This is a genomic window from Exiguobacterium sp. RM11 (assembly GCF_059821525.1).
Genome location: NZ_CM187558.1, coordinates 424,995 through 437,697, shown reverse-complemented (window position 1 = coordinate 437,697; position 12,703 = coordinate 424,995). Strand labels below are relative to the sequence as shown.

The window sequence follows — 12,703 nt, the reverse complement described above, 5'->3', positions numbered from 1 at the left end:
GACCTCCTCTTCATAACTTATACAAAAACCGCCTCTCTCACGAAGAAGCGGTCATGCTTTATGGTCGTAATGCGGTGACAAGTCCCATCATCTGATCACTCATCGAAAGGGCGCGCGAGTTCATTTGATAGGCACGTTGTGTGATGGTCATGTCGGTCATCTCTTTCGTCAAATCAACGTTTGACGACTCGAGTGTCCCTTCCATCAACAAATTCCCTAACGGACGATCGACTTCGGTCTCGAGGTCGGCTGCGAACACATTATCACCGAGCGGCCGCAGTTCAGACGTATTTCGGACTTCTACAATATCGAGTCGTCCAAATTCCTGTTCGACACCGTTCACGCTCGCCACGACTACACCGTCTTGACGAATACGATGATTCGTCGCCTCATTCGGCATCGTGATCGCATTGCCGTCATCTCCGAGGAGTGGGTTTCCGTTCACATCGACGAGTGTTGTCTCGTCGCCGACAGACAGCTGCATGTTCCCGCTACGTGTCACCCCGACACCGTTCGGCGTGTCCACGACGAAAAATTGACGGCTCGCCTTCAAGAACACATCAAGTCCTCGGTCTGTCATGCGAACTTGTCCGATATTGAATTGTTGGGTGATATCGGCGACGTGGCCGCCGACCCCGATGCGAATGCCGTTCGGCGTGTCCCGCCCGACTTCGAATTCTGGACGTGGTTGGTTATCATACGCTTGCGATAAGAGTGACGCAAAGTGCCCTTGTTGGCGTTTGAAGCCGACCGTATCGACGTTCGCGATGTTATGACCTGTCACATCCAGTTGACGCTGAAGTTGAGACAAAGAGTTGACCGAATTATAAATGGACTGCATGGTGTTCCTCCTTAACGAACGCGAGCGATTTCGATAGCTCGCTCGGCACTTTTATCATACGCTTGGACGACTTTTTGGTTCGCTTCAAATTGACGATACGTCATCATGAGATCGGCCATCGTCTGGTCGAGGTTGACGTTCGCTTCCTCGATGAAGCCCTGCAACACCTCAACTTGTGCCGGTGCCGGCACATCACCTGTCACGCGCCAATCGTTCCCGACTTGTTCGAGTGTCGTCAAATCATCGATTTGATAGGCACCAAGTGTCGCCACGTTTTGACCGAGCGACGTGATGACCCCATCTTTCCCTACTTGAAACTCGCTCGAAGGGAGCTGGATGCGTTCCCCTTCATCAGAAAGTACATATCCACCGTCTGCTGAACGAAGGAATAACGCTTCATCAATCGAGAAGCGACCATTCGTCGAGTATAACGTCTCGCCTGCCTGTTCGACCGCAAACATCGGTGCACCCGTAAAATCAGCAGGAGCCTTCAAATAAAGATCGGTCGGACTACCTGATTCCGTGATACTCCCTGCTGAGAAACGTGGCATCGTCTCTTGAAGATAGACGCCCATTGAAAGGGTGCCGACTTCCCCGTTCACACGCGACTTCCCATTATCGGGATTGCTAACCTGCGCGAGCAACATCTCCGGAAACGATCGGACCACGCCGTCAGACGCCTTGAAGCCCGGAGTTCTCACATTGCCAAGGTTGTTGCTTAAAATCTCTTGTTGGCGCTGAAGGGCATTCATCGCGCCTGCCGCTGTATATAATCCGCGTAGCATAGTCGTCTTCCTTTCATCCTGTAACATGATTCACTCTTTATATCGTACCAAACGAGCGATGCATTCACCGTTTTTTCAAAAAAAGTTCATCCTATGATTTAGGATGAACTTTCTTCGTTTACATGATCGACCATCGGTAACTCGACAATCATCGTCGTCCCTTCTCCGAGTTGAGAGCGGACGTCAATCGTGCCACCGTGCAATTGGACGATTTCTTTACAAATCGATAATCCTAATCCGGTGCCGCCAATGCGACGACTCGCTTCGGATTGGGACCGATAAAACTTATCGAAGATTCGACTTGCGTCTTCCTCGGAAAGCCCGAGACCTTCATCTGTGATGGCGATTTGAATCGTATCTTCTTCACATGTCACATCGACACTCACATTTCCACCGTCCGGAGAATACTTGATGGCATTGTTCAAAATGTTTGAGAACACCTGTCGCAACTGGGCTGGGTCTCCTGCCACAAAGAGCGTTTCATCACAGTCAAAGTGGAAGAGATGATGCTCCGTTGATCCCGCATGAATCTCGAGTAAGTCGGATAGTAAGTCATATAAACTTTCGACTTTAAACTCAGGCGCACCCATACCCGCTTCCATTTTTTGAACATCTAACAAATCGCTCACGAGGCGTTCGAGACGTTTCGTCTCACTCGCAATCATCTCCAAGTAACGCTCTCGTTTCGTCTCATCTAATTGACGACTTTTCAAGAGTTCGGAAAAGCCGAGAATCGATGTGAGCGGTGTCCGCAACTCATGCGATACGGTTGCGACGAGCTCTGTCTTCATTTGATTGATCTCTGTTTCCTGGGTAATATCCCGCGAGACGAAGATGACACCGACACGCTCGTTCTGCAAATCAATCGGTTCGGCATACATCCGAATCGTCTTCTGACCGTCTTGCATCGTGTACGTGAACGTCTCATCGAACATCCCTTCTTCTTTCGCACGCTTCGTGAAACGGTTCAGTTCTTCTTTGTCATCAATCTGATTCATGAACATCGGGTAATACATCGCAATCGGATATAAACTCCCTCGTTCAGTTGTCGGGATCGGATGTTCATATAAATCAAAGAGCGCACTGTTCCCGAATCGTTCATTCGTCTTGAGTTCCGTGTAGACGATTGAGTCGCGCATCGTATGCAAGATCCGCGCGGTCTTCTCACGCTCTAGGTCGACTTGGTCTTGTTGACTCCGCAGCGATGTCGCCATCTCATTAAACGCCTTGGATAATTGACCGACCTCATTTTGTAGCGGTTTGATAGGAATAAGGGTCGCACTCGGATTCGTCGCGAGTCGTTCACTGTTCGTCATGAGCGTCTGCAACTGATTCGTCAGCCGTAAAATATATGGTTGTAGGCCAACGAACAACAAGAAGAGTGCCCCTAGTAAGATTAAGAGCCACATCCATTGGGCTTGCACTAACTGTTTCGAGAGCGCATCGCGTAATTCACTTTCTTGAAAGTCGAGATTTGCCCGATAGTCGGTAAAGACCGACTCCATATCGACGATGCTTGCACTCATATCCGCAGCGTTGCTTGAGTTGAGCTTAAATCGTGTCTGAGTGGACGTCTCATTTTTAGGCATGAATTGCCCGACCGTACGCATCTGCAGGAACTCTTCATCCACTTCTCCTGCCTGCTTCGCAATCACATATTGTTCAAGCGCGGGCATGACGCGTGTCGTATAAATGGAAAAGAGGAGTCGCGCATCTTCTGCGAACTGCGTTTCTTCCTCATTACTTGCCTGTGTTTCGAACCAGGTCGTTTGCTCATCGATATTCGTTTGAGCCTTACGCACTTCCTCTAACAGGGCGTTTTCCCCAAGGAGGACGTGACCGCGTAACTCATACTGCATCGATTGCCACGTTTCAAATAAATCTGTCGCCCGTGCACGTTGCTCACTGATCCGCTCTAATTGAACGGTCGTTTGTTGAATCGATTGTTGCGTATAAAAATAGGTCCCAACCGATGTAAGCGTCACTAAGGCAATCAATATATAAAAAATGGTCATCACTTGTCGACTAATGCGTTGTTCAATCCAACGTTTCATGGAATGCCTTCTTCCTATACTCCTTGAATGTCCCGTTTCGTACGGTGAATGACTTTTCCTGTTCAAACAAAAAAAGTTCGGGTACGATGATGAGACGGAGAGTCACTGCAAAAAATCCATTCACCTATTAGGAAGAATAACGTAGTGACCTCACAAGAAACTCACAAAGAATGAAGGGAATGTGCGCATGACTCGTAATCGAATGACATTTATCTTCATCCTAGTGATGTTGATCGGAGTCAGCCTCACTTTATTGATACGACACCAATCGATCAATCCCGCTGTCACCGTAAAACAAGGAGAAGTTTCACTCCGCTCTTCCTCTGTTCAAGACGAGATTTTACGCCTCGACGGCTCGTGGCGCTATGAGTCGGGAATCGTCTCGGAAGTTGACCGACGCTCCTATCGAACCATCCCATTTACGACCCCTTATCGGGAATCCACATATGAAATTGATCTCACATTGCCAACAGGAACGTTTGCCTTACTCATCCCTGCATCGATGTCATCCTCTACGATTTTGATTGACGGAATGCCTGTTGATACGACACAAATCGGCAATAACCGCTTATCCGAACAACCTTCGCTCCTCTTACTAAATGAGGAGACAAGGCAATTTCGATTGACGATTCAGCATAAACAACAGGCAGGGAATTCCTTGCCAATCGAAGAAAGTATATTAGTCGGACCGTTGCATGAAATCATGACGGCCCAAAACGCTTACACAGGCTACGAATTTTTCATGTTGCTCATTTCCCTGCTGATTTCCATGTTCTATGCCATCGTCTACTTGTTCCATCGAAATGAACGATTGTATGGCTATGGGACAGCGTTCTTCTTGTTGACGAGTCTTGCTCTCATGTCTCGGGACGGCATGTGGATCACGGGAAGTGGCAAGTTGACGTTAAGTTCCGCACTGTTGAGCATTATCATGTTGATCGAATTCGCGAGATGTTTGGAACTTGTTTCGTTCGATCGCTTTTTAGCGCTTGCGAGATATCCGCTTTATGTATTGACTGCTCTAGCCATCATCCTGCCACACTCCATTTATGGTGTGTTCGAATACTTCGTATGGATAATCGTTTTGTTCATCACGTTCTTTTGGGTCGGCTTGAACATCGGTTGGCTTCTTGAGAAGTACAAGACCACAAATACGCTCGAATTATTGACATTCACACTCGCCCAGCTTGTCGGATATATCGGCATTATGACGTCGACATTCATCGTGTCGTCCAACCAACAACTCTATGCGAACACGTTTACCATCATTTACTTCTTGTTAATGTTTTTATTGTTGCCGATTCACTTGTCTACGGACAAAAAGAAAAAGCAACAAGTCGAAGCGTTGGCCTCACAACATGAGATGTCATTCTTCAACGCTCAAATCAAACCACACTTCCTCTACAATACGTTTGGGAACGTGATTGCACTGTGCTATACGTCACCACCCGATGCCGCTCGTCTCCTCAGTCATTTGAGCACGTACGTCCGATTCATTTTTGAAAATGGCCGTACCGACCACGATATCTCCATTCGACAAGAAGTCGATATGATTGACTCTTACCTCGCCATCGAACAGACTCGGTTCCAAGATTCATTCGAGGTCGTGAAGGAGATTGACGACACACTGTTAGACTACACCATTCCGTCGCTGTTGATTCAGCCGCTCGTTGAAAATGCGGTTCGGCACGGTCTCTACCGTCATCCAGGGCAAAAACGAATCACTCTTTCCATTCAAGAACAGAATGGAATGATTGATATCCGCGTTCGTGATACAGGAAGCGGGTTTGATCTGAATCAGTCTAACGAATCATCCGGTATCGGAATCTGTAATATAAAACGCCGAATTGAACACCTTCAAGGTGCGACATTTGATTTAACCTCTACTTTAACGCGAGGGACCTCTGTTCAGTTACGGCTACCCAAACAAGAAAGGACGAATCACATCAATGCGTACGATTTTAATTGAAGATGAACATCATCTTTTAGGCATGATGGAGCGAATTGTAAAAGAAGAGCCATCTCTTGAATGGGTCGGTTCGTTCCAAAGTCCGCTTCAAGCTCTCAATTTTATTCAAGAACATCCGGTCGACCTCGTCTTCTTAGATATCGAGATGCCTGAAATGACTGGCCTCGAGCTCGCGACCTATTTACCCGAACGGACGCAAGTCGTCTTCACGACCGCTCATCAACAATATGCCGTCGAAGCGTTTAATCTGCATGCGACCCATTACTTGCTGAAGCCGATTACGGAACAGATGATTCATAACGTCATCCCGCGCATCGTGCAGCGTTATGAATCGATTCAACAAAAGAATCCACATCAATCTTGTCGCATCCAGTGCTTTGATCGCTTTTCAGTTCGGACACAGGATGGGAATCTTGTGAAATGGCCGACACAAAAGACAGAAGAAATATTTGCGTTCTTGGTGTATCACCGAAAACAAGTCGTCAATAAATGGGTGCTTGCGGAAACGTTGTACCCGGATATCGATGAGCCGCAACGTGCCTTGCATAACGTATACAATGCAATTTATCGTTTGAAGAAGACGCTAGCGGAACATCAACTAGATATTAAAGTGAAGACAATCAATAACGGTTACTCGATTGAACTCGGTGAATCTTGTGTCTGCGATTATTATGAATGGTTGGATGGAACAAATTCTTCGATTTCTAAGACGGAACTGAAAAATCGATTGTTCGTCGATAAAGACTATAAATGGCTCTAAGAAAAGGCATCTCGCGCAAAAAGCGAGATGCCTTTATGTATTAACGCCCCGTGAATCCACCATCTACATGAAGATGTTGCCCATTCACCCATGCCCCGTCGTTTCCCATCAAGAAAGCCACGAAACGCGCCGTATCTTCTGGTGTTCCCACCCGATTGTATGGGAACAATGGGAGCAGGTTCTGACGAAGCTCATCATCAATCCATCCCGTGTCTGTCGGGCCTGGATCGAGTGCATTCACGGAAATTCCATACTTCCCTACTCCGTTTGCGAGTGCAGGCGTGATCGCAATCAATGCCCCTTTTGTCGCGATGTACGCTAGGTTATTCGCATCGGCCCCACCCGATACTAAAAACAAAATGCGTCCGTCTTGATATCCTGCTTGCTGATAACGTTCGACAAACGCAAAGGTGAGTCCAAGTGCCCCTTCGTTGTTCACCATATAATGCTGTCTCAGTACATTGGTCGTAAAGTTCTCGGCGTTGACATGTCGCTCATAGGTCGCGTTATGAATCAGCCTGCTCGGTACCCCTAGTTTGGCCTCAATCCGATCAAGTAGTCCAACTTCGTCACCCGATGCTAAATCATACGCCTCATGCTCCACACGGGCTCCTTGTTCGGTCAACTCTTGAACGAATCGATCGATGAAGCCTCTCTCTTCCCCGACTCCTTCGGTCGCGTCAAACGGACTCCAGTGCGTCAAATACAAGTCATGCCCCTCATGTGCGAGTTTTCGTGCGATGGCAGCCCCAATGCCTTGATTGCGACTGACTCCGGTAATGAGTGTAAGTGGTTTGTTCATCATGTCCTCCGATTCGATTTTTTATGTAGTTCAGTCATTTGGTGAATCGGTGCCATCATGATTCCCCTCTCATTACTTAATGATTTCATTATATACAATTTCACCCATAAATAACCTATATATTTGTAGTCTCTTCAGATATGATGAATGTATAGGATTCATCACATCGGTATTTGGAGGCGCTTATATGAAAAAGTTAATCATGACGACATTCTGTACACTGACCATCATTGCTGTCTTCTATGCCGCTTGGACAGATGAATCGTTTGTCACCCTTACCCAATCCGTCGACGTAGATCAAAACGAATTGGAGCGTTACTTGACGGCTGAAGTCATGTCCCCTAATTTCGGTGGGGACGTTTACGCGAGTTATCATATTCTCGGGACGAGTACGACTCGACAGGAAGTGTATGTATGGGCGCTTCTTCAAGAGTATTACCCAAATCATCAACAACTCGAACGGGGGACAGGGATGTCTGTCCCAATCGTCTTACGCATCGACCAATCCACAGGGGTCTCACGAATAGTCGATCATACGTTACCACGCGACGGTTCCTATTATCCTAGCGATTTACACACCTTATTCCCGTTACGTATTTCTATCGGCATCATGTATTATCCAACAGAGCTTGTCAACCGCCTGCATCAACAACTTGAACATAAGTTACCGCTCCCCGTATCTACTACATACTGAAAGGATGAATCCCATGAGCCTCATTCAACAAATCAAACAAATCTACATACCTGTCAAAGAGTTAAACCGTGCCGTTCAATTCTATCGAGATACGCTTGAAATCCCTTTTCTCTTTCAAGCAGGAGAGCTAGCGTTCTTCAACTGCGGGGGTGTGAGACTTATGCTGTCCCCTCCTGAAAATGGGGACTTTGCAAAAGCTAGTCCGATTCTCTACCTAAGTGTCGCGTCCATTGATCATGCTTATTCGCAGTTCCAAACTCGAGGGGTGACTTTCATCGATGAACCTCATCTCGTGGCAAAAATGGATAAGACAGAAACATGGATGAGTTTCTTTAGAGACTCTGAAGACAACGTGTTGGCCCTTCTAGCCGAAAAACCAATCTAACCTACATAAAAACAGGCGACCGCGCACGGTCGCCTGTTTGTTTATTTCAATCGATCTAAGTTTTCGAGCATGATCCCCGTACCGTGCGCGACACTGAGCGTCGGCTCTTCAGCCATCATGACTGGGAGCATGACACGCTCGGCCACGAGTTGGTCGAGACCGTGAAGGAGTGATCCCCCACCTGTCATGATGATGCCACGGTCGATGATGTCAGCGGCAAGCTCCGGTGGTGTCTGTTCAAGGACACGCTTCGTCGCTTCGACGATTTCGTTCGCTGACTCGGCCATCGCTTCACGGAGTTCTTCCGACGTGATCGTCACTGTACGTGGCAATCCACGTACCATGTCACGTCCGCGAATGTCCATCGACTCGTTACGTCCACCTGGGAACACCGTCGCAATTTCTTTCTTGATTTGCTCGGCTGTCCGTTCCCCGATGATGAGTTTATGCTTCTCTTTGATCGCACGGAGAATGTCCGTGTCGAAACGGTCCCCTGCAATCTTGATTGTTTCACCGCAGACGATATCACCCATCGAGAGGATGGCGACATCTGTCGTCCCCCCACCGATGTCGATGATCATGTGACCGACCGGCTTCCAGATGTCCATGCCCGAACCAACAGCTGCCGCCTTAGGTTCTACGGCGAGGAAGACTTCTTTCGCCCCTGCTTTTTCAGCAGCCTCACGAATTGCTTTCGCTTCGACTGGCGTCACGTTCGCAGGTGTACAAATCAACATGCGAATACCTCCGAAGAAGCCACGGACTTGAATTTTCTCGATGAAGTGACGGAGCATTTCTTCTGTGGTGGCGAAATCGGCGATGACTCCATCACGAAGAGGACGGATCGCCACGATATCACCAGGTGTACGACCAACCATCTCATACGCTTCTGAACCGACTGCTAGCACTTTCCCTGTAGAGCGTTTCATCGCAACGACTGAAGGCTCGTCTAAGACGATTCCTTTCCCTTTTACGTGAATGACAACGTTTGCTGTCCCTAAATCAATCCCGATATCTTTTGAAAACATGATGTATAGGTTCCTCCGTTCATTTCTTCATTGAAAAGAGCGAGAAGAGTCTCTCCTCGCTCTCGAATTCGTGCTCGTTTCTTAGTTCTGAACCATTTCACTCGTAACTTCGACAGTTCCTTGGATGCGCTCGATGTCGGCACCGAGTGCTTGAAGTTTTTTGTGGAAGTCTACGTATCCACGGTCGATATGATATAAATCACCAACGCGTGTCTCTTCTTCTGCGATGAGACCCGCTAGAATAAGTGCTGCTCCGGCACGAAGGTCAGTTGCGACGACCTCCGCTCCTTGAAGATGAACGCCACCTTTGACGATTGCTGAACGTCCTTCAATCTTGATGTCCGCATTCATGCGACGGAATTCTTCCACGTGCATGAAGCGATTCTCAAACACGGTTTCTGTAATCACGGATGTGCCGCCTGCTTTCAAGACGAGAGCCATCATTTGTGATTGCATGTCTGTCGGGAATCCAGGGTGTGGCATCGTCTTCACATCGACCGGCTTCAACTCATCCGGCGCTGAGACGCGCATGCCTTCCGCTGTATCTTCGAAGTGTACACCCATCTCTTCCATTTTTGAAATCAGTGGACGAAGGTGTTCACGTTCTGCACCGATGACTTCGATGTCACTTCCTGTGATCGCACCAGCGACAAGGAATGTCCCTGCTTCGATGCGGTCAGGAATGATTGAGTGTTCTGCACCGCGGAGTGTTTCCACACCTTCGATGCGAATCGTTTCTGTACCTGCGCCACGTACGTGTGCGCCCATTCCGTTCAAGAAGTTCGCAAGGTCTACGATTTCAGGCTCTTTCGCGACGTTCTCGATGATCGTTGTGCCTTCTGCAAGCACAGCTGCCATCATGATGTTCTCCGTCGCACCAACAGATGGGAAGTCCAAGTAGATTTTCGCGCCTTGGAGACGACCTTCTACAGAAGCTTCCACGAATCCGTTGCCGATGACTGTCTTCGCACCCATCGCTTCGAATCCTTTTAAGTGGAGGTCAATTGGACGTGAGCCAATTGAGCAACCGCCCGGCATTGCGACACGCGCATGACCGAGACGAGCTAAAAGAGGTCCCATGACGAGGATTGAAGCCCGCATCTTCCGAACGTACTCGAGCGGTGCTTCATCTTTGATGTCGCCCGACGCATCGACAATGACTTCATTCTTCTCTTCATTGAACGACACCTCTGCACCGAGGTGACGAAGTACTTTATTAATCGTGTACACGTCCGCAAGACGTGGTACGTTTTGTAAGATTGACTTTCCTTCGCTAGCTAACAGAGTGGCAACCAATGTTTTGAGTACAGCGTTCTTTGCTCCCTCAACGCGCACAGTACCTGACAGTTTACGTCCTCCACGGACTACAATCAAATCCTTCATATCTCTCTTTGTCCTCCAACTTCATTGTTTTTTTATATAGTGCGTCGATATCCGATTTCGGATGTGATGATGTCGATTATTAGAATGGTTTGTAAAACGTGACCGTTTCTTCATTCGTAAATAAAATCGTAATAAATAAGTTCAAACAGAATGAAAAAAACATCATGTCAGACGAATTTATCCTACATGATAAACATATAGGAGTCGTTACAGCAGGATTACAGTTTGTTAAACATTCTGTGGCTACTGTATAGGTGCGAGCTCTTGTGCCAATCGGATATACTCCAAAAAGAACTGAGCAATCAACGAACCGAAGACGACGGCTACGAGAACGCGCAAGACAGCTGCTTGCGGGCTCCTCACTTGATTAAGCAACTTGTCCCATTTGACGGGTAAGAGTGCCCACCAAGCGACGTAAATCGCTATGACGTAAATCGCTAGCGAAAATACGGTATTGATCATCGACGATTCCCCTCTTTTCTAAAATTCGTACCATTTTTAATCATATCATGTCATGTTAGAGAAAAAAAGACACAGTGTCTCAAGCTTCGAGCGGTTTTAGACCATTCGATCAACTCACTTTCTCCACAAGCACACCAAAAGGGACGTCATCCGCAGTAAGGCCTTACTACAGTAATTGACGCCCCTCACATATTTCAAACATTATTCACTCGATTCGTCAAGGCTACGTGACCAGCGGATGGCTTCTACGTAATATTGAGCCCAATCTGAATCTGTGTTATGAATAGGGATTGTCAATCGTTCATAAGCGATGACATCCTCGAGTAACATCCGTAATTCGTTCGGTTCTCCGAGAAGCGCCGCTTTCACAGGAGGCGCTACAGGCAGCTCTGCAATCAACGTCTGCATCGCCTTGTCCAGAATGACGTCGAGCGATGAGAAGATACCCGTGATAAAGGCATCAAAGGAATTGACGCCACTATTTGTATCCTCCGCAATCAATTCCATCATCTTCCCACGAATGACACTCTGTTTGATCAGTTCCTTCGATTCGGACGTCTGCATCTCGCGTAGCAACATCAAATAGGACCATCGCTTCATTTCATCGAGCCCGATTCGCGCAACAGCTTGTTCGATGGACTGAATCGTATGACGTCCTTTTTGATACACCGTATTGACGGAACGAAGCATTTTATACGATAAATCGACACTTCGTTCAATTTGCGCCGAAATGCGACGGAAACTCGGCTCTGGACGATCCAATTCTTTTAACACCTCAATGAGCGTGTGGCGAAGCGGATGGACCTCTGCCCCGTGTATGACGATCGGACGGCTAAAGAAATAGCCTTGGAACATCTTATACCCTAATCGCTTCGCAATCTCGTACTCTGCCGGTGTCTCGATTTTTTCCGCTAAAAATTCGATCCGATGTCCGAGGGCATCGATTAACTTTTGTTGCTGTTCCACCGGTGTGGCTTGATAGTCGATTTTAATGATGTCGGCCAAGCCGATCAATGCCCGATACTTCTCCTCAAACACGAAATCATCAAGCGCAATCGTATACCCTTGGCGTCTGAGCGATCGAAGAGACTGCAACACTTTCTCAGTCGGCTCGACGTGCTCGAGTACTTCCACGACGAGGGATTGACGAGGCAACAATGATGGCACCTCCCCTTCAATCAACGTCTGTGGAAAGTTGATAAACGCTCTCGTCCCTTCTGTCAATTCCCGAAAATTAAAGACGAGATAGGCGTTATGAATCACGTCAGCCGTTGCTAACGAATCATCGACGTTCTCAAACATATTGTTTTCGCTGCGGCGATACAACAGTTCGTAGCCGCAAACGCGTAATTTTTGGTCAAAAATCGGTTGTCGCGCAACGTAAACTTTCATTCCCTACTCCCCTTTACGTTCATTCCCACTTATATTATCGGTCATCCCCCATCTATTTTTTACTAGTCCCATGATTTAGGAGCACGACAAAAGTCCTATCTTTTCATATAAACACAAAAAAACTCCCACACTTTCGTGTGAGAGTCAT

General features: G+C 47.5%; 12 protein-coding genes. 4 read left to right on the top strand and 8 right to left on the bottom strand.

Going from position 1 to position 12,703, the window contains the following annotated elements; translation table 11 throughout:
- Positions 1-58 precede the first annotated feature (58 nt).
- The 3 genes from AC5LIL_RS02450 to AC5LIL_RS02440 all read right to left on the bottom strand — a co-directional run bounded on the left by AC5LIL_RS02450 (position 59) and on the right by AC5LIL_RS02440 (position 3,680).
- On the bottom strand, positions 59-841 hold the full coding sequence (locus AC5LIL_RS02450) for a flagellar hook-basal body protein (protein ID WP_214784776.1): 783 nt from the start codon (positions 839-841) through the stop codon (positions 59-61).
- An 11-nt stretch (positions 842-852) separates the two neighbouring features.
- Entirely contained in the window at positions 853-1,626 is a 774-nt protein-coding gene (locus tag AC5LIL_RS02445) for a flagellar hook-basal body protein (RefSeq protein WP_499824756.1), read from the bottom strand.
- A 98-nt stretch (positions 1,627-1,724) separates the two neighbouring features.
- Positions 1,725-3,680 (bottom strand): HAMP domain-containing sensor histidine kinase, encoded by a 1,956-nt coding sequence (locus AC5LIL_RS02440; protein WP_499824755.1) that lies wholly within the window; start codon positions 3,678-3,680, stop codon positions 1,725-1,727.
- 187 nt (positions 3,681-3,867) lie between these two features.
- Between AC5LIL_RS02440 and AC5LIL_RS02435 the strand changes: the two genes are divergently transcribed.
- Both AC5LIL_RS02435 and AC5LIL_RS02430 read left to right on the top strand, forming a co-directional pair.
- Positions 3,868-5,649, top strand: coding sequence for a sensor histidine kinase (locus AC5LIL_RS02435; protein ID WP_499824754.1), 1,782 nt, complete (start codon positions 3,868-3,870; stop codon positions 5,647-5,649).
- Entirely contained in the window at positions 5,630-6,409 is a 780-nt protein-coding gene (locus tag AC5LIL_RS02430; RefSeq protein WP_499824753.1) for a response regulator, read from the top strand. Before AC5LIL_RS02435 ends, AC5LIL_RS02430 begins: the two co-directional genes overlap by 20 nt.
- A gap of 40 nt (positions 6,410-6,449) precedes the next feature.
- Here AC5LIL_RS02430 and AC5LIL_RS02425 read toward each other — a convergent pair whose 3' ends face one another.
- Positions 6,450-7,211 (bottom strand): SDR family oxidoreductase, encoded by a 762-nt coding sequence (locus AC5LIL_RS02425; RefSeq protein WP_499824752.1) that lies wholly within the window; start codon positions 7,209-7,211, stop codon positions 6,450-6,452.
- Between the two features lie 187 nt (positions 7,212-7,398).
- On the opposite strand from AC5LIL_RS02425, the gene AC5LIL_RS02420 reads away from it, so the two are divergent.
- Entirely contained in the window at positions 7,399-7,905 is a 507-nt protein-coding gene (locus tag AC5LIL_RS02420) for a hypothetical protein (protein ID WP_427372218.1), read from the top strand.
- Positions 7,906-7,918: 13 nt separating this feature from the next.
- Positions 7,919-8,290: a VOC family protein gene (locus tag AC5LIL_RS02415; RefSeq protein WP_427372217.1), complete on the top strand. Its 372-nt coding sequence runs from the start codon at positions 7,919-7,921 to the stop codon at positions 8,288-8,290.
- Positions 8,291-8,331: 41 nt separating this feature from the next.
- On the opposite strand, the gene AC5LIL_RS02410 is transcribed toward AC5LIL_RS02415, so the two are convergent.
- From AC5LIL_RS02410 to AC5LIL_RS02395, 4 genes are all read right to left on the bottom strand, one after another.
- The gene (locus AC5LIL_RS02410; RefSeq protein ID WP_074035900.1) at positions 8,332-9,318 is read right to left on the bottom strand and encodes a rod shape-determining protein; all 987 of its coding nucleotides are present in this window, start codon (positions 9,316-9,318) and stop codon (positions 8,332-8,334) included.
- A gap of 81 nt (positions 9,319-9,399) precedes the next feature.
- Positions 9,400-10,701 (bottom strand): UDP-N-acetylglucosamine 1-carboxyvinyltransferase, encoded by a 1,302-nt coding sequence (gene murA / locus AC5LIL_RS02405; RefSeq protein ID WP_499824751.1) that lies wholly within the window; start codon positions 10,699-10,701, stop codon positions 9,400-9,402.
- A gap of 243 nt (positions 10,702-10,944) precedes the next feature.
- The gene (locus AC5LIL_RS02400) at positions 10,945-11,163 is read right to left on the bottom strand and encodes a DUF1146 family protein (protein WP_074035896.1); all 219 of its coding nucleotides are present in this window, start codon (positions 11,161-11,163) and stop codon (positions 10,945-10,947) included.
- 201 nt (positions 11,164-11,364) lie between these two features.
- Positions 11,365-12,555 (bottom strand): EAL and HDOD domain-containing protein, encoded by a 1,191-nt coding sequence (locus tag AC5LIL_RS02395; RefSeq protein WP_499824750.1) that lies wholly within the window; start codon positions 12,553-12,555, stop codon positions 11,365-11,367.
- Positions 12,556-12,703 lie beyond the last annotated feature (148 nt).